The 25,434-nt window shown below is 73.3% G+C and carries 23 protein-coding genes and 1 pseudogene; 14 read left to right on the plus strand and 10 right to left on the minus strand.

Annotation, left to right across the window (positions count from 1 at the left end; translation table 11 throughout):
• Nucleotides 1-391: 391 nt before the first annotated feature.
• From ACU6P3_RS14070 to cobJ, 3 genes and pseudogenes are all read left to right on the plus strand, one after another.
• Complete coding sequence (locus ACU6P3_RS14070; RefSeq protein ID WP_447197888.1) at nucleotides 392-1,882, plus strand: ferredoxin-like domain-containing protein; 1,491 nt, start codon at nucleotides 392-394, stop codon at nucleotides 1,880-1,882.
• 20 nt (nucleotides 1,883-1,902) lie between these two features.
• Nucleotides 1,903-2,529, plus strand: coding sequence for a precorrin-8X methylmutase (locus ACU6P3_RS14075; RefSeq protein ID WP_447197889.1), 627 nt, complete (start codon nucleotides 1,903-1,905; stop codon nucleotides 2,527-2,529).
• Nucleotides 2,530-2,789: 260 nt separating this feature from the next.
• Nucleotides 2,790-4,322, plus strand: a pseudogene (cobJ, locus tag ACU6P3_RS14080) (precorrin-3B C(17)-methyltransferase); the annotation flags it as partial.
• Nucleotides 4,323-4,592: 270 nt separating this feature from the next.
• Here cobJ and ACU6P3_RS14085 read toward each other — a convergent pair.
• Nucleotides 4,593-5,342: a cobalt-precorrin-6A reductase gene (locus ACU6P3_RS14085; protein ID WP_447197400.1), complete on the minus strand. Its 750-nt coding sequence runs from the start codon at nucleotides 5,340-5,342 to the stop codon at nucleotides 4,593-4,595.
• A gap of 11 nt (nucleotides 5,343-5,353) precedes the next feature.
• Here ACU6P3_RS14085 and ACU6P3_RS14090 point away from each other — a divergent pair, with 11 nt between their 5' ends.
• Nucleotides 5,354-6,625 carry a cobalt-precorrin-5B (C(1))-methyltransferase gene (locus ACU6P3_RS14090; RefSeq protein ID WP_447197401.1) on the plus strand — a complete coding sequence of 424 codons (1,272 nt, stop codon included), beginning with the start codon at nucleotides 5,354-5,356 and terminating at the stop codon, nucleotides 6,623-6,625.
• A 109-nt stretch (nucleotides 6,626-6,734) separates the two neighbouring features.
• Here ACU6P3_RS14090 and ACU6P3_RS14095 read toward each other — a convergent pair whose 3' ends face one another.
• From ACU6P3_RS14095 to cbiE, 4 genes are all read right to left on the minus strand, one after another.
• Nucleotides 6,735-7,028, minus strand: coding sequence for a hypothetical protein (locus ACU6P3_RS14095; protein ID WP_447197402.1), 294 nt, complete (start codon nucleotides 7,026-7,028; stop codon nucleotides 6,735-6,737).
• Nucleotides 7,025-7,309: a hypothetical protein gene (locus tag ACU6P3_RS14100; protein WP_447197403.1), complete on the minus strand. Its 285-nt coding sequence runs from the start codon at nucleotides 7,307-7,309 to the stop codon at nucleotides 7,025-7,027. The genes ACU6P3_RS14095 and ACU6P3_RS14100 overlap by 4 nt, the downstream gene beginning before the upstream one ends.
• A gap of 153 nt (nucleotides 7,310-7,462) precedes the next feature.
• Complete coding sequence (gene cobM / locus ACU6P3_RS14105) at nucleotides 7,463-8,224, minus strand: precorrin-4 C(11)-methyltransferase (protein WP_447197404.1); 762 nt, start codon at nucleotides 8,222-8,224, stop codon at nucleotides 7,463-7,465.
• Nucleotides 8,221-9,639 carry a precorrin-6y C5,15-methyltransferase (decarboxylating) subunit CbiE gene (gene cbiE, locus ACU6P3_RS14110; RefSeq protein ID WP_447197405.1) on the minus strand — a complete coding sequence of 473 codons (1,419 nt, stop codon included), beginning with the start codon at nucleotides 9,637-9,639 and terminating at the stop codon, nucleotides 8,221-8,223. Before cbiE ends, cobM begins: the two co-directional genes overlap by 4 nt.
• 187 nt (nucleotides 9,640-9,826) lie before the next feature.
• Here cbiE and ACU6P3_RS14115 point away from each other — a divergent pair, with 187 nt between their 5' ends.
• Nucleotides 9,827-10,045: a hypothetical protein gene (locus ACU6P3_RS14115; RefSeq protein WP_447197406.1), complete on the plus strand. Its 219-nt coding sequence runs from the start codon at nucleotides 9,827-9,829 to the stop codon at nucleotides 10,043-10,045.
• 46 nt (nucleotides 10,046-10,091) lie between these two features.
• Here the strand turns inward: ACU6P3_RS14115 and ACU6P3_RS14120 are convergent, their stop codons facing one another.
• Together ACU6P3_RS14120 and ACU6P3_RS14125 are read right to left on the minus strand one after the other, a co-directional pair.
• Nucleotides 10,092-10,994, minus strand: a complete 903-nt coding sequence (locus ACU6P3_RS14120; RefSeq protein ID WP_447197407.1) for a CbtA family protein — start codon at nucleotides 10,992-10,994, stop codon at nucleotides 10,092-10,094.
• A 21-nt stretch (nucleotides 10,995-11,015) separates the two neighbouring features.
• Nucleotides 11,016-11,255 carry a CbtB domain-containing protein gene (locus tag ACU6P3_RS14125; protein WP_447197408.1) on the minus strand — a complete coding sequence of 80 codons (240 nt, stop codon included), beginning with the start codon at nucleotides 11,253-11,255 and terminating at the stop codon, nucleotides 11,016-11,018.
• Nucleotides 11,256-11,634: 379 nt separating this feature from the next.
• On the opposite strand from ACU6P3_RS14125, the gene ACU6P3_RS14130 reads away from it, so the two are divergent.
• The 5 genes from ACU6P3_RS14130 (at nucleotide 11,635) to ACU6P3_RS14150 (ending at nucleotide 17,860) form a co-directional block, all read left to right on the plus strand.
• Complete coding sequence (locus ACU6P3_RS14130) at nucleotides 11,635-12,390, plus strand: histidine phosphatase family protein (protein WP_447197409.1); 756 nt, start codon at nucleotides 11,635-11,637, stop codon at nucleotides 12,388-12,390.
• Nucleotides 12,391-12,606: 216 nt separating this feature from the next.
• Nucleotides 12,607-15,402, plus strand: a complete 2,796-nt coding sequence (locus ACU6P3_RS14135) for a SpoIIE family protein phosphatase (RefSeq protein WP_447197410.1) — start codon at nucleotides 12,607-12,609, stop codon at nucleotides 15,400-15,402.
• Between the two features lie 94 nt (nucleotides 15,403-15,496).
• The gene (locus tag ACU6P3_RS14140) at nucleotides 15,497-16,123 is read left to right on the plus strand and encodes a GNAT family N-acetyltransferase (RefSeq protein ID WP_447197411.1); all 627 of its coding nucleotides are present in this window, start codon (nucleotides 15,497-15,499) and stop codon (nucleotides 16,121-16,123) included.
• 66 nt (nucleotides 16,124-16,189) lie between these two features.
• Nucleotides 16,190-16,954, plus strand: coding sequence for a metallophosphoesterase (locus ACU6P3_RS14145; protein WP_447197412.1), 765 nt, complete (start codon nucleotides 16,190-16,192; stop codon nucleotides 16,952-16,954).
• Between the two features lie 174 nt (nucleotides 16,955-17,128).
• Nucleotides 17,129-17,860, plus strand: coding sequence for a Mut7-C RNAse domain-containing protein (locus ACU6P3_RS14150; RefSeq protein WP_447197413.1), 732 nt, complete (start codon nucleotides 17,129-17,131; stop codon nucleotides 17,858-17,860).
• Between the two features lie 80 nt (nucleotides 17,861-17,940).
• On the opposite strand, the gene ACU6P3_RS14155 is transcribed toward ACU6P3_RS14150, so the two are convergent.
• A complete protein-coding gene (locus ACU6P3_RS14155; protein ID WP_447197414.1) occupies nucleotides 17,941-18,525 on the minus strand; it encodes a hypothetical protein in 585 nt (194 codons plus the stop codon).
• Nucleotides 18,526-18,775: 250 nt separating this feature from the next.
• On the opposite strand from ACU6P3_RS14155, the gene ACU6P3_RS14160 reads away from it, so the two are divergent.
• Nucleotides 18,776-19,600, plus strand: coding sequence for an SDR family NAD(P)-dependent oxidoreductase (locus ACU6P3_RS14160; protein ID WP_447197415.1), 825 nt, complete (start codon nucleotides 18,776-18,778; stop codon nucleotides 19,598-19,600).
• 174 nt (nucleotides 19,601-19,774) lie between these two features.
• Here ACU6P3_RS14160 and ACU6P3_RS14165 read toward each other — a convergent pair whose 3' ends face one another.
• Nucleotides 19,775-20,968, minus strand: a complete 1,194-nt coding sequence (locus tag ACU6P3_RS14165; protein ID WP_447197416.1) for an RtcB family protein — start codon at nucleotides 20,966-20,968, stop codon at nucleotides 19,775-19,777.
• A gap of 167 nt (nucleotides 20,969-21,135) precedes the next feature.
• On the opposite strand from ACU6P3_RS14165, the gene ACU6P3_RS14170 reads away from it, so the two are divergent.
• From ACU6P3_RS14170 to ACU6P3_RS14180, 3 genes are all read left to right on the plus strand, one after another.
• Complete coding sequence (locus ACU6P3_RS14170; protein ID WP_447197417.1) at nucleotides 21,136-22,104, plus strand: DUF3558 domain-containing protein; 969 nt, start codon at nucleotides 21,136-21,138, stop codon at nucleotides 22,102-22,104.
• 125 nt (nucleotides 22,105-22,229) lie between these two features.
• The gene (locus tag ACU6P3_RS14175) at nucleotides 22,230-23,033 is read left to right on the plus strand and encodes a DUF3558 domain-containing protein (RefSeq protein WP_447197418.1); all 804 of its coding nucleotides are present in this window, start codon (nucleotides 22,230-22,232) and stop codon (nucleotides 23,031-23,033) included.
• 292 nt (nucleotides 23,034-23,325) lie between these two features.
• Nucleotides 23,326-24,930: a DUF2637 domain-containing protein gene (locus ACU6P3_RS14180; RefSeq protein ID WP_447197419.1), complete on the plus strand. Its 1,605-nt coding sequence runs from the start codon at nucleotides 23,326-23,328 to the stop codon at nucleotides 24,928-24,930.
• Nucleotides 24,931-25,072: 142 nt separating this feature from the next.
• Here ACU6P3_RS14180 and ACU6P3_RS14185 read toward each other — a convergent pair whose 3' ends face one another.
• Nucleotides 25,073-25,333 (minus strand): hypothetical protein, encoded by a 261-nt coding sequence (locus ACU6P3_RS14185; RefSeq protein ID WP_344269372.1) that lies wholly within the window; start codon nucleotides 25,331-25,333, stop codon nucleotides 25,073-25,075.
• Nucleotides 25,334-25,434: the final 101 nt, after the last annotated feature.

Genomic DNA, 25,434 nt, shown 5'->3' on the forward strand with positions numbered 1-25,434 from the left:
TGGCCTTCCTCGGGGTCCGCGCCCCGGGCGGTAGGAGGACGGCGGGAGTTCCTGGCTCACCCGGGGCCCGCACGGCCGTGTGGTCGTCCGTCGTACGGCGGCCACCGCGCGGTGCGGCCCCCACGTGGTGGCGTGGTGTCGCGCCGTTGTGCGATGTGCCGATGTACGGCCGGACTGTCGTGCTGTCGTGCGTGCGCCGGGCTCACAGTGGCGGGACCGCGCCGGATTCACACCGGGCTTCCTCCCCTGACGCCGTCGCTGGCGGTGACGGGCCCGCCTGTGGACCCGCCGACTGCATAGTAGGCGGTGCGGATCACGGTGGGGAGGGTGCGTGTGCCGGGCGGGGCCAGGGTGCGGGGTCGGCCCGGAGGCGGCGGCGCCGTACGTGGGTATGCTCGCCGCCATGCCGCCCACCACCTCTCCGACCCCCGTGAACGGGGACGGGGCCCCCGTACGGGACCGGGCCGACGCCTGCCCCGGTGCCCTGCGGCTGCACCCCGCCGACGACGGCCGGCTGGCCCGGCTCCGCCTGCCCGCAGGCTCCCTGACGTACCGTCAGGCACTGCTGCTGGCCACGGTCGCCGAGCGGCTGGGCGACGGCCATCTGGACATCACCTCACGCGGCAACATCCAGCTGCGCGGGCTCGGCGAGAGCTGCGGCGCGGAGCTGGCGGACCTGCTGCACGGAGCGGGTCTGCTGCCCTCGGAGGCGCACGAGCGGGTACGGAACATCGTCGCCTCCCCCTTGGCCGGACTGGACGGCACGGTCCAACGGCCGGGCGCGGACGTCCAGGTGTGGGCGCGGCGACTGGACGAGCTGCTGTGCGCGAGCGCGGCGGCGACGGCGCTGTCGGGCCGGTTCCTGTTCGCGCTGGACGACGGCCGGGGCGACGTGGCGGGCCTGGGCGCGGATGTGATGTTGCTCGCACAGCGCGCGCAGGGCAGGCAGGACGCACGGGGTGTACGGGGAACGCAGGACGCAAGGGGCGCGCAGGGCGCGGATACGGCGGTGTTGTGTATCGGGACGAACCACCCGGAACGCACGGCCCCCGGCCCGCTCTTCACCGCGTTCAAGGTGGCGGCGGCCGATGCCCCGAAGGCCGCGCTGATCGCCGCCGAGACATTCCTCACGGTGGCGGCGACCGGCACGGGGGCCTGGCGGGTCCGGGAACTGCCGCCGGGCCACGGGCTGGGCGAGGCGGTGGCGGCGGGGCTGGCGGAAGCCGGCATCGCGGCGGAGCCGGCCTCTCCGCCACCGGACCTGCCGGGAGCGGGCCCCCCGCCTCCGGGTCCGGTCACCGCCGGCGACGGCACGACGGCCTTGTCCGTGTACGCGCCGCTGGGGCGCCTGACGGCCGGGCAGTGGCGGCTGCTCACCACCGGCGGCGGATCCGGCGAGCTGCGGGTGACGCCCTGGCGCGGTGTGATCGTGCCGGGCCTCGCCCCGGCCGCCGCCGACGCCTCGCTGGACCGGCTCCGGACGGCGGGGCTGATCACCACGGCGGCCGCTCCCTCGTACGGCGTCAGCGCCTGCACGGGCAGGCCCGGGTGCGCGAAGGCGCTCACGGACGTACGGTCCGACGCCGCGGCGGCCACACGTGCCACAGTCACGGGGGCGGTACCGGGCGCCACGGGCACGGGCGCGGTACCGGACACCACCGGCACCGACGCGGTGCCGGGAGCCCGCCCCGTCCACTGGTCGGGCTGCGCCCGCCGGTGCGGCCGGCCGGCCGGCGGTCCCGGCGGCGGACACGTGGACGTGGTGGCCACGGCCGACGACAGCTACGAAATCTCCCTACGGGGACGCCTCCTGACGACGGCGGCGGGCCCGGAACTCGCCGCGGCGGTGGCGACGGCACGCACAACCACAGTGACGAGATGAGCGAGACCACAGTGTCCACAGTGTTCGACTACGAGAAGGACGGCTCGGCGATCTACCGCCAGTCCTTCGCCACGATCCGCGCCGAGGCGGACCTCGCCGGGCTGCCCGCCGACGTCTCCCAGGTCGCGGTCCGGATGATCCACGCCTGCGGCATGGTCGACCTGGTGCGCGACCTCGCCTTCACGCCCGGCGTGGTGGCCCGCGCCCGGGCGGCGCTGCGCGCGGGCGCGCCGATCCTGTGCGACGTCGCGATGGTCGCGAGCGGAGTCACCCGCAAGCGGCTGCCCGCGGCCAACGAGGTCGTCTGCACGCTGTCCGACCCGGCCGTCCCCGCGCTGGCCGCCGAGCTGGGCACGACGCGCAGCGCCGCCGCGCTGGAGTTGTGGCGGGACCGGCTGGAGGGCTCGGTGGTGGCCGTCGGCAACGCGCCGACCGCGCTCTTCCGGCTGCTGGAGATGATCGAGGCGGGCGCCCCGCGGCCGGCCGCGGTGATCGGGGTGCCGGTCGGGTTCATCGGCGCGGCCGAGTCCAAGGACGCGCTCGCCGGGCACCCGTCCGGCCTCGACCACCTGGTCGTACGGGGCCGGCGGGGCGGCAGCGCCATCGCGGCCGCGGCCGTCAACGCGATCGCGAGCGAGGAAGAATGAGCGGGCAGACCACGAGCAGCGGTGCCGACACCGGCCCCCGCGCCGAAGGCGGTAGCGACACCAGGGGTACCAGCACGGGCACCGGCGCGGGCACGGGCACGGGCACGGGCACGGGCACGGGCACGGGCACGGGCACGGGCAGTTATACCGGCACCGGCACCGACACCGGCACCGGCACCGGCACCGACAGCGGAAGCCGTATCCGCACCGGCACCGGCCGCCTGTACGGAGTCGGGCTCGGCCCCGGCGACCCCTCGCTGATGACCGTACGGGCCACGCGGGTCATCGCCGAGGCCGATGTCGTCGCATACCACAGCGCGGGCCACGGCCGGTCCATAGCCCGCTCGATAGCCGCGGCGCTGCTGCGTCCCGACCACATCGAGGAGCCCCTGGTCTACCCGGTCACGACCGGGACCACCGACCACCCCGGCGGCTACCAGGGCGCGATGGAGGACTTCTACACCGAGTCCGCCGCCCGGCTGGCCGCGCACCTCGACGCGGGCCGTACTGTCGCCGTGCTCGCCGAGGGCGATCCGCTCTTCTACGGCTCGTACATGCACATGCACAAGCGGCTGGCCGACCGCTATCCGACCGAGGTGATCCCCGGGGTCACCTCGGTGAGCGCCGCGGCGGCCCGGCTCGGGACGCCGCTCGTGGAGGGCGAGGAGGTGCTGACGGTCCTGCCCGGCACGCTGTCCGAGGAGGAACTGACGGCCCGGCTGGCGGCCACGGACTCGGCGGTGGTGATGAAGCTGGGCCGGACGTTCCCGGCCGTCCGGCGGGCGGTCGAGCGCTCCGGACGGCTGGCGGAGGCTCGGTACGTCGAGCGGGCCACGATGAGCGGTGAGCGCACCGGGGCGCTGGCGGACACCGACGCCGGGTCCGTGCCGTACTTCTCCGTGGCGGTGCTGCCGAGCCGCGCGGGCGCGTGGTACGCCACACCGGACCCGGCACCTGATCCGGCCCGGGGCCCGGACACGCCTCCTGGCCCGGACGCGGCGGTCATGGGTGAGGTGGTCATGGACGAGGCAGCCACGGGCGAGGCGGCCACGGGCGAGGTGGTGGTCGTGGGCACCGGCCCGGCCGGACCGCTGTGGCTGACGCCGGAGGCGCGCGGCGCGCTGGCCGGTGCGCAGGACCTGGTGGGTTACACCACCTATCTGGACCGGGTCCCGGCCCGCCCCGGCCAGGCGCGGCACGGCTCCGACAACAAGGTGGAGTCCGAGCGCGCGGAGTTCGCCCTGGACCTGGCGCGGCGCGGTCGGCGGGTGGCCGTGGTCTCGGGCGGCGACCCGGGGGTCTTCGCGATGGCCACGGCGGTGCTGGAGGTGGCGTCGGCGGACCCGTACCGGGACGTTCCCGTACGGGTCCTGCCGGGGGTGACGGCCGCCAACGCGGCGGCGGCCCGCGCGGGCGCCCCGCTCGGCCACGACTACGCGGTCTTCTCGCTCTCCGACCGTCTCAAGCCCTGGGACGTCGTCGCGGACCGGCTGCGCGCGGCGGCGTCGGCCGACCTGGTGCTCGCGCTGTACAACCCCGGCTCCCGCAGCCGTACGTGGCAGGTCGGCAAGGCCCGCGACCTCCTGCTGGAACACCGCGCGCCGGACACCCCGGTCGTGGTGGCCCGGGACGTGGGCGGCGCGACGGAGGACGTACGGATCACGCGCCTCGCGGACCTCGATCCGGCGTCGGTGGACATGCGGACGATCCTGCTGGTGGGCTCGTCGCAGACGGTGGCGGTACGGCGCGGGGACGGCGACGAGATCGTCTGGACTCCCCGCCGCTACCCGGACCTCGACGCGGCTCCGCACGGCGACGCGGCCCCGACGCGGGCCCGGTCCGGTCACCAACCCCTGCCCCGGGCTCGGCGGGCCCCGGCCGGGGAGCCCGCGCCGGCAGAGCCCACCCTGGCAGTGGAGCGGGTGCCGACCGAAGACCCGACACCGACGCCGGAACCAACTCCGGCACCGACGCCGGGCCGGTCGTCCGGCTGACGCACTGAACCACCACCTGAACACCCCGCGGCCCGCGCCGTCCCCCCGGCCCGGGCGAGTGCGCCCGCGTCAGCCGCAGACCCGCCGTGCCCAGCCGACCGCGTCCGTCACCGTCTCCACCACCGGCACCCCCTCGGGCGCGGCCGGCCGGCGTACGACGACCACCGGCAGCCCGGCCTCCCGGGCCGCGGTGAGCTTGGGTGCGGTGGCGGCACCGCCGCTGTCCTTCGTGACGACGGTGTCGATCCGGTGGCGGCGCAGCACCTCGCGCTCCCCGTCGAGGGTGAACGGGCCCCGGTCCAGCAGGGGGTGCGTGCGAGCCGGAAGCGGCGGCTCGGGGGCGTCCACGGACCGGACGAGGAACCACGTCCGGTCCAGGTGCGCGAACGCGGCGAGCCCCATGCGCCCCGTGGTGAGGAAGACCCGCCGGGCACCGAGCGCGGGCAGCGCGTCGGCGGCCTCCGCCAGCGAGCCGACCCGGTGCCAGCGGTCCCCGGCACCCGGGACCCAGGAGGGTCGGCGCAGGGCGAGGAGGGGAACATGGGCGGAGGCGGCCGCCAGGGCCGCGTTACGGCTGATCGTTTCGGCGAAGGGATGGGTGGCGTCGATGAGCGCGTCCACACGGTGCTCGTGGAGCCAGCGGCCGAGCCCTCCGGCGCCGCCGAAGCCGCCGACGCGTACCTCGCCGGGCGGCAGGACGGGCCGGGCGACCCGCCCGGCGAGTGAGGACGTGACGGCGAGGCGCGGGCCGTACGGCACCAGGGCCCCGGCCAGCGCCCGGCCCTCACTCGTACCACCGAGGATCAACACGTGCGGCATCGGAACGGTCCATGGCTGAGAAGGTGACGGGCGGGCGTGACGCCCGTGGCGGGCGCGACGCACAACTCAAGCACACGGGTCTGCGGCACGGCTGGACGACCGGGGCGTGCGCGACGGCGGCGGCGACGGCCGCGTACGAGGCGCTGCTGACGGGCGACTTCCCGGACCCGGTGACGATCACGCTCCCCAAGGGGCAGACACCGGCGTTCGCGCTGGCGACGGAAGAGCTCTCGTCGTCGGCGGAACGCCCACCGTCGCCCCCCGAGGCCGTGGAGGCCCCGGAGGCCGTGGAGGCCACGGGAGTCACGGAGGTCACGGATGCCGTCACGGCCACCGCCCACCCGAAAGACCCGGGCGCCGTGGCCACGGCCGGTGTCGTCAAGGACGCCGGGGACGACCCCGACGTCACGCACGGCGCGCTGATACGGGCGACGGTGCGGCTGCTGCCGCCCGGCTCCGGTGTCGTCTTCCGCGCCGGCCCCGGCGTGGGTACGGTGACCCGCCCGGGTCTGCCGCTGGAGGTGGGCGAGCCGGCGATCAACCCGGTACCGCGCGAGCTGATGCGTACCCATGTGGCCGAAGTGGCGGCCCGGCACGGCGGGACGGGCGATGTGGAGATCACCGTCTCCGTCGAGAACGGCGCCGAGCTGGCCCGTTCCACGTGGAACCCCCGGCTGGGCATCCTGGGCGGCCTGTCCATCCTCGGCACGACCGGCGTCGTCGTCCCGTACTCGTGCTCGGCCTGGATCGACTCGATCCGGCGCGGTGTGGACGTGGCCCGCGCGGCGGGCCGGACGCATGTGGCGGGCTGCACGGGGTCGACGTCGGAGAGGACGGTCGTCGCCGTGCACGGCCTCCCGGAGGACGCGCTGCTGGACATGGGCGACTTCGCGGGCGCGGTCCTCAAGTACGTCCGCCGCCACCCGGTGGACCGGCTGACCATCTGCGGCGGCTTCGCGAAGCTCTCCAAGCTGGCCGCGGGCCATCTGGACCTCCACTCGGCCCGTTCCCAGGTGGACAAGGCGTTCCTGGCGGAGCTGGCGGCTGCGGTGGGCGCGGACGAGGCGCTGACGGCGGCGGTGGCGGAGGCCAACACCGGCCTGGCGGCGCTGCGCCTGTGCGAGGAGCACGGCGTCCCCCTCGGCGACGCGGTGGCGGCGCGGGCCCGGGACGAGGCGGCCCGGGTCCTGCGCGGGGCCCCGGTGGCGGTGGACGTCATCTGCGTAGACAGGGCGGGCGCGGTGGTGGGCCGCAGCGAACGACCCGGTCCGCCCTTGGCCTGACCCGGCCCCCTGGACCCCCCTCCCGGCGCCCGTCGGACACGCCCCCGCCCGGCAACGCGTCCCAAGGCACCACCCAGCACGCACGAGAGACGTCAGACACGCGCGGCGTTCAGTACAGCCACACCAGTACCGGGATCCGGATCTCGCGTGAGTCACGGAGAACGGCGTACTCGAAGATGACGGGCTCGCCCTCGATCTGAAGGCTGTACCGCACGCCGAGGTCGTCCATGGGGTCTCCCGGCGGCTCCTTGCCCGCGTCGATTGCGTCACCGGCCTCCCTGGCCAGACGCACGAGAACGTCAACCGTCCTCCTGGCGAGTTCAGGAGGCATGTCAAGCATGATCTCCGCGGGAGTCTCCTCGGTGAAGACCGTCCACCCGCGCCGTAACCGCTCGTCGCTCACCGGGCGGCACCGTCAAGACGCGCGGTGAGGTCGTCCAAGGCGACGAGGCGTCTGCCTGCAGCGGCGTTGGCCCGGCTCCGCTCGGAGCCGGGTGCGTGATTGAGCATGGCGGTTTTCCACCAGCGACGCATAACGGTGGGCACCGTGCTCTCCTCGGCAGCCAGAACCTCGGTGTAGAAACGAGCACGGTCGGCCCCGTCGAGAGCGTCTCCGATCGCGTTGATGGTGTGCGGAACCGGGTTGACCCGGCTGCCTGCCGGGTGCTCAGGTTGAGCCGTCACAGGTTCTCCTACGGTCAGCGCTTCCGTATTCCTCGCTCCGCGCGGGAGCGGCTACTCGTTACTCGCTATAACGAGCAACGTCTGGACAAGGTACCCACGGATCCGAATACCTGGGTACGGAAGCCCGGGCTTGCGGGGCGGGCGCCGCCGATGTCAGCGGCCGCAGGGCTCCTCGTCCCGGTTCCGGTCCGCCGAGTACAGGTGGCTGTCCCGGAACTGCTCCGCCCCCAGCGTGCGGCCGACCATGATGACCGCCGTCCGGACCACGCCCGACTCCTTCACCCTCGGCGCGATGTCCGACAGCGTGCCCCGGAGCACGAGTTCGTCCGGGCGGCTGGCCATCGCCACCACCGCCGCCGGACAGTCCGGGCCGTAGTGCGGCAGCAGTTCGCCGACCACGCGGTCCACGTACCTCGCCGCCAGGTGCAGCACCAGCAGCGCGCCACTGCGGCCCAGGGTGGCCAGGTCCTCGCCGGCCGGCATGGGCGTGGCCTGCTGGGCGACGCGCGTCAGGATCACCGTCTGGCCCACCGTCGGCACCGTCAGCTCGCGCTTGAGAGCCGCTGCCGCCGCCGCGAAGGCCGGGACGCCGGGGACGACTTCGTACCTCACCCCCGCCGCGTCCAGACGGCGCATCTGTTCCGCGACCGCGCTGAAGACCGACGGGTCGCCGGAGTGCAGCCGGGCCACGTCGTGGCCCTCCTCGTGGGCCCGCACCAGCTCGGCCGTGATGGCGTCCAGGTCCATCCGCGCGGAGTCGATCAGCCGCGCGTCCGGCGGGCACTCCGCCAGCAGTTCGCGCGGCACGAGGCTGCCCGCGTACAGGCAGACGTGACAGGCCGCGAGCGTACGGGCGCCGCGCACCGTGATCAGATCGGCGGCGCCGGGACCGGCGCCTATGAAGTACACCGTCATCCTCGTCCTCCTCCAGAAGCTTTCGTGACCGTCCACTGCGTGACCGGCATCGCCTGCCGCCAGCCCGTGAAGCCGCCGACGGGGGCCGCGTGCGCGACGGCCAGCCGTACCAGCTCCCCGCCGTACCGGCGGTAGCGGTCCGCCAGCAGGGCCTCCGACTCCATCGTCACCGTGTTGGCGACCAGCCGGCCGCCCTCCCGCAGGGCGTCCCAGCACGCGTCGAGCAGGCCGGGCACGGTCAGGCCGCCGCCGATGAACACGGCGTCGGGGGCGGGCAGTCCGGCCAGCGCGGCGGGCGCGGCGCCGGTGACCACACGGAGTTCCGGGACGCCGAGCGCCCGCGCGTTGCGGCCGATGCGCTCGGCGCGCGCCGGGTCGCGTTCCACCGACACGGCCCGGCAGGAGCGGTGCGTACGCAGCCACTCCACCGCGATCGACCCCGACCCGCCGCCGACGTCCCACAGCAGTTCCCCGGGTGCCGGGGCCAGGGCGGCCAGCGTCGCGGCGCGCACATGGCGCTTGGTGAGCTGGCCGTCGTGTTCGTACGCCTCGTCCGGCAGCCCGGGTACGGCGCCGAGCCGCAGCGCGCCGTCCGCCCGGCGGCACTCGACGGCCACCACGTTCAGCGGGTCCCCCGGCGGCTCGGTCCACTGCTCGGCGACGCCCGACACCAGGCGCTCACGGGCGTCGGTGTCCGGGGTGCCGGTGTCCGGGGTGCCGGTGTCCGGGGTGCCGGTGTCCGGGGTGCCGGTGTCCGCGCCCAGCTGTTCCAGTACGTGCATGCGGCTCGGCCCGTACCCCCGCTCGCGCAGCAGCGCCGCCACCTGCCCCGGCGTCGCGGCCCCCGCGCTCAGCACCAGCACCCGCCGGCCGTCGTGCAGGGCCGCGGCCAGCCGCTCGACGGGACGGCCCACCACCGTGACGACCTCGGTGTCCTCCACCGCCCAGCCGAGCCGGGCGCACGCGTACGCGACCGAGGAGGGGTGCGGCAGGACCCGCAGCCGCTCGGCCCCGGCCTCCTGGGCCAGGGCCCGGCCGATGCCGTAGAACATCGGGTCCCCGCTGGCCAGCACGCACAGCCGGCGTCCCGCGTGGGCCGCGAGCAGGGCGGGCACGGCGGGTCGCAGCGGCGACGGCCAGGCCAGCCGCTCGCCCGGGCACCCGTCCGGGCCGTCGGCCGGAGCACCGGCCGGGCCACCGCCCGGGCCGTCGGCCGTCGGCAGCAGCGCCAGCTGCCGGGGCCCGCCGATCACCACCTCGGCGCTCCGCAACGCCGCCCGTGCTTCCTCGGTGAGACCCGCCCAGCCGTCCGCGCCGATCCCGACGACCGTGACGGTGGTGGGGGCGACGGAGGCGAAGGCGGGGGCGGAGGACGCGCGGCTGGGTGCGGGGGACGCTGGGGGCGGGGGGCTCACTGCCGTACAACACCTCTGACCTGGCTGAGCTGGGAAAAGACCGGCCCCACACTCTACTGGCCGGGAAAGCGGGAGAGTCCGACGCGGCAACGTCCGAAGCGGGAGTTCCACCCGGAACCGGCGGGGCCATGCCGCCGCACGCGGACAAACGGATAATGGGGGCCTGCGACGGCGGAAGGGGGAGACCGTGCGAAACGGACGACGGTGGTTCGGTATGGGGTCGGTGGTCGCCTGGTGGGTGGTGGTGACCACGGCTCTGTCGCTGCTGTCCATGGGGCTCGGCCAGGGGCCGAACGTGCCGGGCTGCGCGGCGTCCGCCGCCTTCTTCGTCGCGTTGGGCGAGGCCGGCCACTGGCTGCGGAGCCGGTACGCGCGCCGTGCGGTGCGCGGCCGGGAGGCGGGCTGAGCGGACGTGAGAGGCCGGGCCCCCACGTCCGCTTCTCGAACGCGGCCTACGGGGCAGGCCGTACAACGTCACGGGACGGCGCCGGTGCCCGTTCCGCGAGCGCCCGTTCCGCCAGCGCCCCGAAGATCAGCCCGAAGGCCGTCCACAGCAGCGCCTGCACCCCGAGCGACGCCAGACGGAACTCCCACAGCAGCGCTGCCGGGAAGTCCGCCGCCACGGCGTCCGAGTTGGCCGGGAGGACCAGACAGGCCACCACCACGGCGAGGACGTATCCGCCGCCCGCCACCACCGAGGCGTTCCAGTTGCCCAGCCGTGGGGCCAGCCGTCTGCCGACGATGACGGCGATGACCGCCAGCAGCACACTGAGCGCGATCATCAGGAAGAACAGTGCCGTGCGTTTCCCGATGGTGTCCGGATTGCCCACCGCGGGCGGCGTCGCCGGATACTTCAGGAACGGCACCAGGCAGACGGTGGTGAACGCGGCCCCGGCCACCAGCGCCGCCGTCGTCCTCGGCCGGAACCGCCCGGTCCTGCCCAGACTCACGGCGAAGACCAGCGAGGCGATGCCGCCGACGGCCACGCCGTACACGAGGACGCCGGTGGCCAGCCCGAACGTCGACTGAACCGGACGGCTGACCAGTTCCTCTTCCGCCTCCTCCTCATTCTGCTCAGGCGCCGCCGCCCCATGGGCCGACGGCTCGTGGACCGACGGCTCGTGGGCCGACGACTCGTGCGCGGAGGCGGCGGACCGGGTCTCCTCCAGCGCGATCGAGTCCCGTACGGGGGGCTCCCCCGCCGCGTAGGCCGGCAGGAACGCGCAGAGACCGGCGAGCAGTCCCGCGATCATGCCGCGGACGAGGAGCGTTCTGACCGTGGACGCGTCGGTCACGGCGGTCGGGGCGGGCGCCGGGGACACGGCGGACGCGGGGGACGAGCCTGAAGCGCGCATGAAGGTGGTCTCCGTCGGCCGTCAGTGGCACGGGAAGCCGAGGAGATGACGGCCGTCGTGCACCCACTCGTGCACAGCGGCACCGGAGAACACCGAGGTGGCGCCCTGTTCGGCACCGACGAAATACAGCAGTACGAGCATCAGGACACCGCCGAAGACGGCCCACGGCGCGACCGCGCGCAGCGGAATGGGGTCCTGCGGGGTGGAGATGGCGGGGGCGTCGGCGGGCAGACCGCCGGGCGTCGCTATGGACTGGGCCATGGCGTTGAACCTCCTTGGGGAACTCGCGTCCCGATCGGTGGAGCTCGGGGCGACGGCCCTCGGGTCTGACTCGCCGGAGCCTGTCGTGCCGTACGTGACGTGCGGTCACGTCGTACGTGCGCGGCGTGGCACCGGCATACAGTGGCGCGACCGTGCCGGATTCTCACCGGGCTTCCGTCGTGCCGTCGCCTAGGTCGTTCTGTTGTGTGTCGCAGTTGTCTGTCGCAGTTGTGTGTCGCCGGTCGACTGTCGTGGATCGTGGGTCGGGGGGCGACGGACGTGAACGTACCGCGAAGAGGCGGACGGGCCAAGGGCGCCTCCCGCCGCCGTTCCGCCCCGCGCCGCACTCAGGACCGACGAGAGAGTGAGCCGTACTCGTATGACCACCCGCGTGATGAGCACCCGCGTGATGTTCGTTTCTCCCGCCATGGGCCCGGCCCTCCGCGAGGCCCGTTTCCCCGTGGCGGACGGCGAGGAGCCGTACGGCCACGGGAAGGCCGGGCAGGGCCGGGCCGCCGACGCGCTGGACGGCGTCGGGCTGCGTCAGGCGGAGGCCGTGGCAGCGTCCCTCCGGGATCGGGCGGGCGACGGCTCCCCGCTCCGCGCCACGGCCCGGTACGTCTCCCCCACGCCCCGCTGCCGTCGCACCGCCGACGTGCTCGGGCTGGCCGCCGAACCGCTGCCCGGCCTGGCGCCCTGTGCGATGGGCCGCTGGCGGGGCCGGACCCTCGACGAGGTGGCCGCCGCCGAACCGGACGCCGTGGCCGGCTGGCTCACGGACCCGGCCGCCGCGCCGCACGGCGGCGAGTCGCTGGACCACTTCCTCGCCCGCGTCGGCCGTCGGCTCGACACCCTGAACACCGCAGCCGCAGCCACGGACACAGACACAGACACAGCCGAGAACGCCGACAGCGATACCGATACCGACACGCAAGCCGATGGCACCGGCACCGGCCGAATCCTCGTCGTGGCCGAACCCGACGTCATCCGCGCCGCCACCGTCCACGCTCTCGGCGCGCCCCCGGCCGCCTTCTGGAGGATCGACGTACGGCCGCTGACCCTCACCGAACTCGGCGGGCGCGCGGGCCGGTGGAATCTGACCGGCGGCCGCCCCCTGCACCACGGCCGCCCCTGACACCTCTCCCCGGCGCCCCACCGGGCCCAGGAACCGCACTCGCCTCGCGGAGGCAGGCGGTGTAGATGTAGGTACATGACCCGAAACAGGGGTCGATCCTGGGCAAAGTCCCTGTCCACCAGTCGCATGTTCCCCCGCCGCCGCTCAGGGAGTCGGCGGCGGGACGACGCGCGCGCGGATTCCGGCGCGGGTACGAGGGGCCCCGACGCGAGCACCATGCCCCCCGGCACATCGCCCGGCCCGGGCACCGCGCCCGGCCACGACTCGTCGTCCGGCCGAGGAACCACACCCGGCCACGGTTCCTCGCCCGGCCAAGGCGCCTCGCCCGGCCAAGGTTCCTCGCCCGGCCAAGGCGCCTCGTCGCGCCGGCGCGGGTCCCTCTCCTGGCTGAATACGCACACCGTCGCCAGTCAGGTCTTCATCCTCCAGATCGTCATCATCGTCCTCCTGATCGGCGCCACCATCGCCTCCCTCCTCATCGTCGCCCGCGGCGACGCCGAGCAGGAGGCCCGCAACCGTTCCATCGCCGTCGCCACCGCCTTCGCCAACTCCCCCGGCATGGCCCGGGCGATCCACTCCCCCGACCCCACGGCGATCCTGCAACCCAGGGCGGAGGCCATCCGCAAGGCGACCGGACTCGACTTCGTCGTCGTCATCACGACCAAGGGGATCCGCCTCACCCACCCCAACCCCAAGCGCATCGGCCAGCACTACATCGGCACGATCGGGCCCGCCCTCCACGGCCGTACGGTCACCGAGACCAGGCCCGGCACCCTCGGCCCCGCGATCGCGGCCGTCACCCCCGTCAAGGACACGAACGGGAAGGTGGTCGGCCTGGTCTCCGCGGGGATCACGGTCAACAAGGTCAGCAGCCTCGCCAACCGCGAGATCCCGCTGATCCTCGGCGCCGCCGCGACCGCCCTGGCCCTCTCGGCCGGCGGCACGGCGCTGGTCAGCAGCCGGCTGCGGCGCCAGACCCACGGGCTCGACCCGAGCGAGATGACCCGTATGTACGAGCACCATGACGCGGTGCTGCACGTCGTACGGGAGGGCGTCCTCATCGTCGGCGGCGACGGCCGGCTGATGCTCGCCAACGACGAGGCACAGCGCCTCCTCGACCTGCCTGAGCACCCGGAGGGGATGCGGGTCACCGACCTCGGGCTGGAGCCGCACATGGCCGACATGTTCGCGTCGGGACGGGTCGTCTCCGACGAGGTGGTGGCCACGGGCGACCGGCTGCTGGCGGTGAACAACCGCTCCACCGACCGGGACGGCGGCCCGCCCGGCACCGTCGCGACGCTCCGCGACTCCACCGAACTGAGCGCGCTCACCGGCCGGGCCGAGATCGCGCAGAAACGTCTCAAGCTGCTGTACGACGCCGGCGTGGAGATCGGCACCAGCCTGGACGTGCCCCGTACGGCCGAGGAGCTGGCGCGGGTGGCCGTGCCGCGCTTCGCCGATTTCGTCACGGTGGACCTCGCGGAGCCCGTTCTGCGGGGCGAGGAACCGGCGCCGGAGCCCGCCTCCACCATGCGCCGCACGGCCGTGGTGGGCATCCGCGACGACCATCCGTTCTACGAGGTGGGCCGGGAGTTCGTCCTCCACACCGCCACCCCCCAGGCGTGGAGCATGGGCAGCGGCCGGGGCGCCGTGCAGCCGGACCTCACCCGCGCCCCCGGCTGGCGCGCCCAGGACCCGGAGGCGACCGGCCGGGTCGTCACGTACGGCGTCCACTCGCTCGTCACCGCCCCGCTGCGGGCGCGCGGGGTGCTTCTCGGGGTCGTCAACTACTGGCGTGCGCAGAATTCCGAGCCGTTCGACGAGGAGGACGTCTCCCTCGCGGAGGAGCTGGCGGCCCACGCGGCGGTGTGCATCGACAACGCCCGGCGCTACACGCGTGAGCACTCGATGGCGGTGACCCTGCAACGCAGCCTGCTGCCGCGCGTCCTGCCCGAGCAGAACGCCCTCGACGTCGCCTACCGCTACCTGCCCGCCGAGTCGGGGGTGGGCGGCGACTGGTTCGACGTCATCCCGCTGCCGGGCGCCCGGGTGGCGCTGGTGGTCGGCGACGTCGTCGGGCACGGCATGCACGCGGCGGCGACGATGGGACGGCTGCGGACGGCGGTGCACAACTTCTCCGCGCTCGACCTGACACCCGACGAGATCCTCTCCCACCTGGACGAACTGATCGCCCATATCGACCAGGACGAGGGGCTCGCGGGCGGCGGTACGGAGGTCACCGGTGCGACCTGCCTGTACGCCATCTACGACCCGGTGACGCGACGCTGCGCCATCGCCCGCGCCGGCCACCCGCCGCCCGCGCTGGTCCGCCCGGACGGGAGCGTGGAATTCCTGGACCTGCCGGCCGGGACCCCGCTGGGGCTCGGCGGGCGGCCCTTCGAGACGGCCGACTTCCCCCTGCCGGAGGCGAGCCACCTGGTGCTCTACACGGACGGGCTGGTCGAGGACCGCAGCCGGGAGATCGACGTCGGGCTCGAACTGCTCCGTACGGCGCTCACCCACCCGGGCTCGCCCGGCCGCACCCCCGAGGAGACCTGCGAGGCGGTGCTCGACGTGCTGCTCCCGGCCCGGCCGAGCGACGACATCGCGCTGATCGTCGCCCGCACCCGGCTGCTCAGGCCGGACCAGGTCGCGTACTGGGAGGTGCCCTCCCACCCCTCGGAGGTCTCCGCCCTGCGGGCCGCCGTGGCGCGGCGGCTGGAGGAGTGGGGCCTGGGCGAGATCGCCTTCACGACGGAGCTGATCCTCAGCGAGCTGATCACGAACTCCATCCGCTACGCCGCAGGTCCGATCCGGGTACGGCTGCTCCACGTACGCCATCTGATCTGCGAGGTCGCCGACGCGAGCAGCACCTCGCCGCACCTGCGCTACGCGGCGGCGACGGACGAGGGCGGCCGGGGGCTGTTCCTGGTCGCGCAGTTCGCGGAGCGCTGGGGCACCCGCTACACCCCTGACGGCAAGGTCATCTGGGCGGAGCTGCCCCTGCCGTGACGGTACGGACCACTGCCGTACAGCCTCCCGCGCACCCGCATCCGCACCCGCACATACCGCTGTCGATGTCGGCGCACCGCTCTAGAGTCGTCGAATGGACACCACGACGTCCCCGGTACGAAAAAGCCACGGTCTGCCGCCCGTACGGCTGGAGCCCTGGACGGAGGACGATCTCGGCCTGCTCCGCGCCACCAACGCACCCGAACTGATGCACCACCTCGGCGGCCCGGAGACCGAGGAACAGCTGCTCGGCAGGCACCGGCGCTACGTCGCGCTGAGCGCGGCCCGGCCGGAGGAGGGCCGGATGTTCCGGATCGTGCTGCTCCCGGGCGGGGAGGCCGTCGGGACGATCGGCTTCTGGGAGCGGGTCTGGCAGGGACAGTGCGTCTACGAGACGGGCTGGACGGTGCTCGGCGCGTACCAGGGGCGGGGCATGGCGGCGGCAGCGGCGGAGGCGGTCGTCGAGCGGGCCCGGGCGGCGGGCGGACACCGGTACGTGCACGCCTTCCCGTCCGTCGGCAATCCGCCGTCGAACGGAGTGTGCCGCAGGGCGGGCTTCGAACTGCGCGACGAGTGCGACATCGAGTACCCCCTGGGGCACCTGATGCGCTGCAACGACTGGCGCCTGGACCTGGCGGGCACGGGCCCGGTCCGGGCCGGGCAACCGGAATTCCGGGCCCGGCGCCCCGGGAAAGGGGGACGCCCCACCCCCACACCCTAATGGAATAGACTTCCTCAACCATTAGGGACAATGGGGCACGGGACAACAGAACCACGGAGGGGCGCCATGCTGCTGGCCCATATCAGCGATCTGCACCTGGACGGCTCGGAGTTCGCTGCGGAGCGGGCGGCCCGCGTCGTCGCCTACCTGAACGGGCTGACCCGGCGGCCCGACGCCGTGCTGGTGACCGGTGACATCGCGGACCACGGCGGCCCGGACGAGTACGCGGAGGCGGCGAAGCTGCTCGCCGGCATCCACGCACCCGCCTTCTCCTGCCCCGGCAACCACGACGACCGGGCGAACTACCGCGCCGTCCTGCTGGGCGAGGTGACCGCCCCGGGCCCCGCCTCGTACAGACCGGTCAACCGGGTGGAACACGTGGCCGGGCACGCCCTGCTGCTCTGCGACTCCACCATCCCCGGCGCGGACGAGGGACTGCTGGACGACGAGACGCTGCACTGGCTGGCGCGCACACTGGACGAGCTGGGCGACACCCCCGCGATACCCGCCTTCCACCACCCACCGACGCCCCTGCACCACCCGTACCTGGACTCGATAGCGCTGACCAACGCGGACCGGCTGGCGGAGGTCCTGGCCGGCCGCGCGAACGTCCCCGCCGTCCTCACGGGCCACGCCCACACCCCGGCCGCCGCGACGTTCGCGGGCCGGCCGCTGCTGGTGGCGCCCGGGGTGGTCTCGACGCTGCGACTGCCCTGGGAGAACGGGCTGGGCCTGACGGACCGGGTGGCGCCGCCCGGTGTCGCGTTCCATGTCCTGCCGGAGAACGGGGCCGCCGACGCCGTCATCACGCACTTCAGAGTCGTGCCGTAGGAGTCGTTCCGTAAGAGCCGTTCCGTAGGAGCCGTTCCGTAAGAGCCGGACGCCGCCGCGTACGGGGCGGAGCGGGGCGGGCCGTACGGGGCCGGGCCGAGGGCTGTACCGGACCGTCGGCGACGGCGCGGAAAGCCCTGGCCCGCGCCCGCCGTCCGGTGGCATCCTGGCCGCGTGAACGGACCCGAGATCCATCTCGACTTCACCCCTGAACTGCGCCTCTTCGTCCCCGCCGAGCGGCGTCAGGGGCGGACGGCCCTGCTCACCGACGGCTCGTCCACCCTCGGCCACGCCGTCGAGTCGCTCGGCGTCCCGCTCACCGAGGTCGGCGCGCTCCTCGTCGACGGCCGCGAGGTGCCCGTCTCGCACATTCCGGCCGCGGGCGAATCCGTGGTGGTCCGGGCGGTGAGCCGCCCCCAGCGGGTGCCGGGCGCCCCTCTGCGCTTCCTGCTCGACGTCCACCTCGGCACCCTCGCGCGGCGGCTGCGGCTGCTGGGGGTCGACGCGGCGTACGAGAGCGAGGACATCGGCGACGCCGCCCTGGCCACCCGATCCGCCACCGAGCGCCGGGTCATGCTCTCCCGGGACCGGGGCCTGCTGCGGCGACGCGAACTGTGGGCCGGGGGGTACGTCTACAGCGACCGCACCGAGGACCAGCTCAGGGACGTACTGGAACGCTTCGCCCCGGTGCTCGCTCCCTGGACCCGGTGCACCGCCTGCAACGGGGAACTGGGCCCGGCCGACAAGGAAACCGTGCGGGAACGGCTGCGGGACGGCACTCAGCGCACGTACGACGTCTTCGCGCGGTGCGGCGCCTGCGACCGGGTCTACTGGCGCGGCGCGCACCACGCCCGGCTGGCGGCGATCGTCGAGGACGCGGTACGGGAGTTCGGCGACGCGGCGTAGGCGAGGCGACCGCCCGCCCGGACCTACCGCCGCCCGGACCTACCGCCGTACGGCCGCACCTCCGCACGGTCGCACCTCTGTCAGAACGCGTACGTGTCCCCCGTGTCGGGCACCAGCACCCGATGCCGGTGGTTCTCGGGATTGGAGTCCAGCGCGCCCCCGTTCCACGCCGTGTCGACCCGCAGCACCACCTGGTGCGGGCGTCTCGCCGTCCGCAGCCGGACGTCGAACGCGTGGCTCCGCCCCACCGCCCTGAGCTGCCCCGTGCGGCACAGCACCGTACGCGCGCCGTTCCAGAGGCAGTCGGCCGGCAGTGTCTGGCCGGCGGCCAGGGGTTCGGAGAAGTCCAGCCGTACGGTCGCGTCCGCGAGCCGGGACGGCCCGTGGTTCTCGGACTCGAAGCGAACCTCCAGCAGGCCGCGGGCCAGCGAAACCCGCCCGTGGTGCGCCAGATCGGCCTCGCGCCCGTCGATGTCCGGCGCCGCGGCGGGAGCCGTCCCGTCCGACGCGACCGGTCCGCCCGACGCGACCGGCAGGTCCGGCCCGTCCGAGACCTCCGGCACCCTGGCCGCCCCCACCGCGTCCGGCCCCGCGCCGAGCGCCACCACCATGGCCGCCGAGACAGCCGCCACCGTCACCACCGTCGCCCTACGCATCGCACCCATGCGCGAAATGTACAGATGATCACACTGACCCCGGCCCCACCGATCGGCCCGACGCGCCCCCGATCACCCGCATGCACCGCACACACGGCATGCGCCGCGCGCACCGCATCGCCCCCGTGGGCGACTCCTTGCCAACGGGCGTCCGCACCACGGACTGCCGACGCGTGGTCCACGACCGCCCGCCTATCCTTCCAGCTCAGCAGGGAGAACACACCAGGCATCATCGAACGAACGCGCGAGGAGTTACGTCATGACCGACGCGGACATCACCGCGGACACCGCGGCCGCCGCGGCCACCGCCCCCTCAGCCACCGACGCTCCCGTCGCCGTCGTCACCGGAGCGAGCAGCGGAATCGGCGCCGCGGCGGCGCGCAGGCTCGCCGCCGCCGGCTACCACGTCGTCGCCACCGCCCGCCGCAAGGACCGCATCGAGGCGCTGGCCGCCGAGATCGAGGCCGCCGGGCACCGCGCCACCGCCTACGTCCTCGATGTCACCGACCGCGCGGCCGTCGACGCCTTCGCCGCCGGACTCGACCGCTTCCCGGCCGTGAACGTCCTGGTCAACAACGCCGGCGGCGCGCTCGGCGCCGACCCCGTGGCCACCGGCGACCCCGACGAGTGGCGCCGCATGTACGAGACGAACGTCATCGGCACCCTCCACGTCACCCAGGCCCTCCTCCCCGCCCTCACCGCGAGCGGCGACGGCACGGTCCTCGTCCTCTCCTCCACCGCCGGCCTCGCCACCTACGAGGGCGGCGCGGGCTACGTGGCCGCCAAGCACGGCGCCCACGTCCTCGCCGAGACCCTCCGCCTGGAGATCGTCGGCACGCCGGTCCGGGTCATCGAGATCGCCCCCGGCATGGTGAAGACGGAGGAGTTCTCCACGACCCGCTTCCACGGCGACACGGAGAAGGCGGCCAAGGTCTACGCGGGCGTCGCCGAACCCCTCACCGCCGAGGACGTGGCGGACACCATCACCTGGGCGGTCACCCGCCCCAGCCACGTCAACGTCGACCTCCTGGTCCTCCGCCCGCGCGCCCAGGCGTCCAACACGAAGGTGCACCGGGAACTGTGACCTGAGCGCCTGTGACCTGGGAGCCCGCGGGCCCGGCAGCCCACCCCCTGGAGCCGCCGGGCCCGCGCGCACACCCACTCGCACCCACTCACGCCCGGGTGGTGGGCTCTTTCGTGTCCGTCACTGCGTATACGGCGGGATCGGACGCCGAACGCCGAACCCTCGGTCCGGCCGTCAGCCCTTCACGCAGATGACCTGCTTCAGTTTCGCCACCACCTCGACCAGGTCCCGCTGCTGGTCGATGACCTGCTCGATCGGCTTGTACGCGGCCGGGATCTCGTCCACCACGCCCGCGTCCTTCCGGCACTCCACGCCCCGCGTCTGGTCCTCCAGGTCGCGGGTCGAGAAGCGCCGCTTCGCCGCGTTGCGGCTCATCTTCCGGCCCGCCCCGTGGGAGGCCGAGTTGAACGACGCCGCGTTCCCCAGGCCCTTCACGATGTACGACCCCGTCCCCATCGAGCCCGGGATGATGCCGTGGTCGCCGCTGCCCGCGCGGATCGCGCCCTTGCGCGTGACCAGCAGGTCCATGCCGTCGTACCGCTCCTCCGCCACGTAGTTGTGGTGGCAGGAGATGACCGGTTCGAACGTCACCCCGGCCTTCTTGAACTCCTTGCGGACCACGTCCTGGAAGAGTCCCATCATGATCGCCCGGTTGTACTTCGCGTACTCCTGCGCCCAGAAGAGGTCGTTGCGGTAGGCCGCCATCTGCGGGGTGTCCGCGATGAACACGGCCAGATCCCGGTCCACCAGGCCCTGGTTGTGCGGCAGTTTCCGCGCCTCGCCGATGTGGTGGTCGGCCAGTTCCTTGCCGATGTTGCGCGACCCGGAGTGCAGCATCAGCCAGACAGAACCTGACTCATCGAGACAGAACTCAATGAAATGATTTCCGGATCCGAGCGTTCCCATCTGCTTTATGGCGCGTTCCTGACGGAACTTGACCGAGTCTGCGACCCCGTCGAACCGCTTCCAGAAGTCGTCCCACCTCGCCGTCGGGAATCCGTGCAGCCGGCCCGGGTCCACCGCGGCGTCGTGCATGCCACGGCCCACCGGAATCGCCTGCTCGATCTTGGAGCGCAGGCGGGACAGGTCGCCCGGCAGGTCGTTCGCCGTCAGGGACGTCTTCACCGCCGACATGCCGCAGCCGATGTCCACGCCCACCGCCGCCGGGCAGACCGCCCCGTGCATGGCGATCACCGAACCGACCGTCGCGCCCTTGCCGTAGTGCACGTCCGGCATCACGGCCAGACCCTTGATCCACGGCAGCGTGGCGACGTTCCGCAGCTGCTGCATGGCGACGTCCTCGACGGTCGCGGGATCCGTCCACATCCGGATCGGGACCTTCGCGCCCGGCATCTCCACGTACGACATGATTCCTCAATTCCCCCGAAAAGCCGGATAGCGCAAAAACCGGAGTCAGGGCCACCAAAAGAGACGGCCGACCAGCATCAACGGCTTCGCGTGCGGTAGACATTGTCTCCATCGACCGTCGTCCGGCGGCAAGCGGATTTCACCGGCACAGAAGGGAGCCCGGGACCGTGCACCGAAAGGCGAGCGCGTACGTACCCGGCCTGGCGGCGCTCCTCGTGGCGGCCGTCGCCGGCTGCTCGGGCGGCAGCGGCGGCGACGGCTCGGCCGCCGACGCCAAGCCCGGTACCTCCAGCAGCACCACGACCGCGCAGCCGGGCAAGTACCGCACCCTGCGCGAGCCGTGCGGCTCCGTACCGCGGGCCACGCTCGAAAGTCTCCTGCCCGGCGCCGCGTCACTGCCGGAGGAGCAGCGGGAGAAGGTGTACGCGGGCACGGCCGCCGTGACGTACGACACCGACCGCCGCGTCGGCTGCGACTGGAAGGCCGACTCGCCCGAGGCGTCGCACCAACTGGCGATCGACGTCGAGCGCGTGGTCTCGTACGACCCGACCGTGAGCGACGACGACCGGGCACAGGAGGTGTACGGGGAGAAGGAGGCCGCGGCCGACCTGCCGGCCATCACCCCCTCGGACTCGCCGGACCCCGGCGCCACCCCGGGCGACGACGCCCCCTCCGAAGACCAGAACGAGCCGGGCCGGAACGGCTCGAACCAGAACAGCCCGGACGAGGGCGGATCGAACCAGGACCCAGCAGGGAAAACGGCACAGAACGGCACACAGGGAGCGGAGCGGGACGAACCGCAGGACACAGGCCAAGACGCGAAACCGGGCACAACACCCCAGAGCGGTTCCCCCTCGCCCTCCAGCTCCCCCGGCGCTCCCGCCACCCCCGAGGACCTCCAGCCCCGCCGCCTGGAGGGTCTCGGCGACTCCGCCTTCCTGGACGACGTGCTCGCGCGCCCCGGTTCCGCCGCCAGGAACCGGACCGTCAGCGTGGTATTCCGCACATCCAACGTGATCGTGACCGTCCGGTACACCGAGCAGCCCGCCCGTACGACCGGGGTCCCGGACAGTGAAGAACTCCAGGAAAAGGCGCGGAACCTGGCCCGTACGCTCGCCGATCAGCTCGACGAGTAGCGTCCGGCCGCGGCTCAGCGGGCCGCCCTGACCTGCCGCACGGAGTCCGGCGACCGGGCCCGCGGACCGCGCGCTGCGGTTACCGTGGCCGATCGGACCGTACGACAAGACTCACCGAGGGAACCATGCACCGATCAGCCACGCGACTCACCCGCATACTCGCCTGCGCAGTCGTCCCGGTGATGCTCGTCGTCGCCGGTTGCTCGTCCGACTCCGACAGCAAGGACGACGCGGAAGCGCCGGCCGCCCCCAGCGTCAAGGCGTCCCCGACGGTCGCGCCGGCCAAGTACAGCGGCCTGCCCGACGCATGCAAGACGCTCGCCTCCAAGACCGTCCGCTCACTGGTCCCCGAGGCGAAGTCCAAGGGCGGTACGGCGGGCAAGTCCTCCGACACCGACAGCCGCGCGAGCTGCTCCTGGAACGGCCTGGACGACAAGGGGGTCGACGGGTCGCAGTACCGCTGGCTCGACATCTCCCTCGTACGGTACGACTCGGACGCGGCCCTGGGCCCCGGCGCCTCTCGCGCGGGCGACTACTACAAGAAGGCCGTCGACGGGGCGAAGGGCACCGAGGGCGCCAAGGACGTCAAGGCGGAGCCGGCGAGCGGCCTCGGCAACGAGGGGACGCTGATCACGTACACCCTCAAGAAGAGCGGCGAGAACTTCTCCTACGCCACGGTCGTGGCCCGCGCGGAGAACATCGTCATGACCTTCACGTACAACGGCACGGGTTACGCGGGCGCGAAGGACCCGAGCGTGGGCGACCTCTCGAAGGAAGCGGTGAAGGCGGCGAAGGAGGCCGTGACGGCGGCCACGAGCGACGGCGGCGGCAGCGGCGCCGGTGGCAGCGGCCCGTCGGCGTCCGCCTCCAAGGGCGCTTCCGAGGACGGCACGACGAACGACTTCTCCAAGGACGCGAAGGAATCGTAGGGCTCGTAGGGCTCGTAGGACTCGTAGGGCCGGCTCGTAGGCGGCAACCGGCGGGCCGGCACGCCGCGCGAGGCGGGATCCGCCGCCCGCGCGACCACGGCAGCCAGGACACCGCCATCATTAGCGCCTTTTGGCACCTTTTGAACGGAGCCCGGTCCTCACCGGAGGACCGGGCTCCACTCCCCGCTGCCATCCTCATGCGTACACATGTGCCACGCTGTGGCCGCCGGGTGTCCGGGCTCAGAGCCGGCGAACGGCGTTCAACGGGGTCGAGTACGGGAGGGGATCGCGGGTGGCCGCGATGCAACTGACACGCACGCACCGCATATTGATCGGGGTGGTGATCTTCGGTGCGGTGATCATCGCCGCGATCGGTTTCGCGGGCTCGTACGCCGCCGTGCGCGAACTGGCCGAGGCCAAGGGCTTCGGGAACTTCTCCCTGGTCTTCCCGATCGGCATCGACGCGGGCATCTGCGTCCTGCTCGCGCTCGACCTCCTGCTGACCTGGCTGCGCATCCCCTTCCCGCTGCTGCGTCAGTCGGCCTGGCTGCTGACGGCGGCCACCATCGCCTTCAACGGCGCGGCGGCCTGGCCCGATCCGCTGGGCGTCGGCATGCACGCCGTGATCCCGATCCTCTTCATCGTCTCCGTCGAGGCGGCGCGGCACGCGGTCGGCCGGATCGCGGACATCACGGCCGACAAGCACATGGAGGGCGTACGGCTCACGCGCTGGCTGCTGTCGCCGGTCCCCACGTTCAAGCTGTGGCGCCGGATGAAGCTGTGGGAGCTGCGGTCGTACGAACAGGTCATCAAGCTGGAACAGGACCGTCTGATCTACCAGTCGCGCCTCCAGGCCCGTTTCGGCCGCAACTGGCGCCGCAAGGCACCGGTGGAGGCGTTGATGCCGCTGCGGCTCGCGAAGTACGGCGTGCCGCTCGCCGACACCGCACCGTCGGGGCTGGCCGCGGCCGGCATCGAACCGGTGCTGCTGCCGCCCGCGCCGCCGGTGGCCGAACTCACGCAGGCGCGGGAGGAGAAGGCGGCGGCCGAGAGCCGGTACGCGGAGCTGGTGCAGCGCGGCAGGGAGCGGCAGCGGCAGGAACAGGCGCTGGAGGGGCAGCCGTCGCCGTCCCCGTCGCAGCAGGAGCGGCCGGAGCCGCGGGAACAGCCGCAGTCCCCGTACCAGAAGCAGCCCCAGTCGCCGCAGTCACCACAGGAGCAACCGGACGGGCAGCAGGCTCCGGGCCCGGAAGGGCCCCAGCGGGACGAGGCGCAGGCGCCCCACGACCGATCCTTGCCCGGGGCCGGGGCCGGGGCCGGGCCGGAAGCCCAGGTCAGTCCGTGGTTCGCGGCTCCGCAGGTGCCGGCGACCGCCTACGAGGGCGCGTACAACCCCACGTACGTCGAGGGCCTGGAGCCCACGCCGGTGATGATCCCGTCGGGCCCGGGCCGCAGCCGCCCGCTCGGCGGCATGGTTCCCGGCCAGCGCACGGAGAGCCCGTACCCGGCGCAGGAGCAGACGCAGCCTCAGCCCCAGGCGCAGGGACAGACACAGGGACAGGGACAGGGGCAGGGGCAGGAACCGGCGGAGAGTCAGTCCGGGGGCGGGCCACAGCCTTCGGCCCCCGTTCCGGCTTCGGAAGAGCCCGAGGAACTGCCCATCCTCACCCTGCCTGACGGCATCTCCAGCGACGACGCGTACTTCGACGCCTTCCGGGCGTACGTCGTCCAGCACGGCGACTTCCCCAACTCACGGAAGTTCGCCCTGTATCTGATGGACCTCTACGGCGTGAAGGGCAACAACGACGGCCCGCTGAGCGAGGGTGTACTGCGGCCGTACATGAAGGAGTTCCGCTACCGCTACCAGTCGGAAGTCGACTCCGAGCAGATCGCCTGACCCGTCGGCATCGGCCACCACAACGGTGGCCGATGCCCTCGGTCTCGGGATGATGACGGCTGGTCAGGAGGGGGCGGGGTGCACAGTCGAACCGACAGCCGGCGGACAGCCGGCTGTCGGTCGAGGGCCCGCCGTCGGCCGCTCAGCGGTGGGAGGAGTGCGAGCCGCCCGCGGTGTGCTGACGGGGAATGCGGTCCAGCCGCGCCGCACGCCTCCTCGGGTGCTGCCGCGCGCCGCCGTGCTCGCTCCAGTAGGCGACGGCCGCGAGACTCAGTGCCGCGCCCAGCACGCCTCCGAATGCGGTGCTGACCAGATGGCCGGCGGAGGCCGCTCCGAGCAGAGCACCCACAATACCGCCGAGGATGCACGCGCAGAACGCGAACCTGCGAATCTTCTCGTCCACGAAGCATCACTTCCTTCCGTAACCTTCTTTTACCCATGTCGACCATGGTTATTCTCCGGTTACCACAAAGAAGTACTCGTCGGCAGCGCCTGACTGCGGCT

Source organism: Streptomyces hebeiensis, from assembly GCF_052983195.1.

Bases quoted from the DNA above. Each gene is read 5' to 3' on its own strand.
- ACU6P3_RS14125 (WP_447197408.1), bottom strand. From the start codon at position 11,255: ATGGCCCAGTCCATAGCGACGCCCGGCGGTCTGCCCGCCGACGCCCCC.
- ACU6P3_RS14085 (WP_447197400.1), bottom strand. From the start codon at position 5,342: ATGCCGCACGTGTTGATCCTCGGTGGTACGAGTGAGGGCCGGGCGCTG.
- ACU6P3_RS14175 (WP_447197418.1), top strand. From the start codon at position 22,230: ATGCACCGATCAGCCACGCGACTCACCCGCATACTCGCCTGCGCAGTC.
- ACU6P3_RS14155 (WP_447197414.1), bottom strand. From the start codon at position 18,525: ATGGGTGCGATGCGTAGGGCGACGGTGGTGACGGTGGCGGCTGTCTCG.
- ACU6P3_RS14070 (WP_447197888.1), top strand. From the start codon at position 392: ATGCTCGCCGCCATGCCGCCCACCACCTCTCCGACCCCCGTGAACGGG.
- ACU6P3_RS14130 (WP_447197409.1), top strand. From the start codon at position 11,635: ATGACCACCCGCGTGATGAGCACCCGCGTGATGTTCGTTTCTCCCGCC.
- cobM (WP_447197404.1), bottom strand. From the start codon at position 8,224: ATGACGGTGTACTTCATAGGCGCCGGTCCCGGCGCCGCCGATCTGATC.
- ACU6P3_RS14090 (WP_447197401.1), top strand. From the start codon at position 5,354: ATGGCTGAGAAGGTGACGGGCGGGCGTGACGCCCGTGGCGGGCGCGAC.
- ACU6P3_RS14160 (WP_447197415.1), top strand. From the start codon at position 18,776: ATGACCGACGCGGACATCACCGCGGACACCGCGGCCGCCGCGGCCACC.
- ACU6P3_RS14165 (WP_447197416.1), bottom strand. From the start codon at position 20,968: ATGTCGTACGTGGAGATGCCGGGCGCGAAGGTCCCGATCCGGATGTGG.
- ACU6P3_RS14120 (WP_447197407.1), bottom strand. From the start codon at position 10,994: ATGCGCGCTTCAGGCTCGTCCCCCGCGTCCGCCGTGTCCCCGGCGCCC.
- ACU6P3_RS14135 (WP_447197410.1), top strand. From the start codon at position 12,607: ATGCCCCCCGGCACATCGCCCGGCCCGGGCACCGCGCCCGGCCACGAC.
- ACU6P3_RS14145 (WP_447197412.1), top strand. From the start codon at position 16,190: ATGCTGCTGGCCCATATCAGCGATCTGCACCTGGACGGCTCGGAGTTC.
- ACU6P3_RS14140 (WP_447197411.1), top strand. From the start codon at position 15,497: ATGGACACCACGACGTCCCCGGTACGAAAAAGCCACGGTCTGCCGCCC.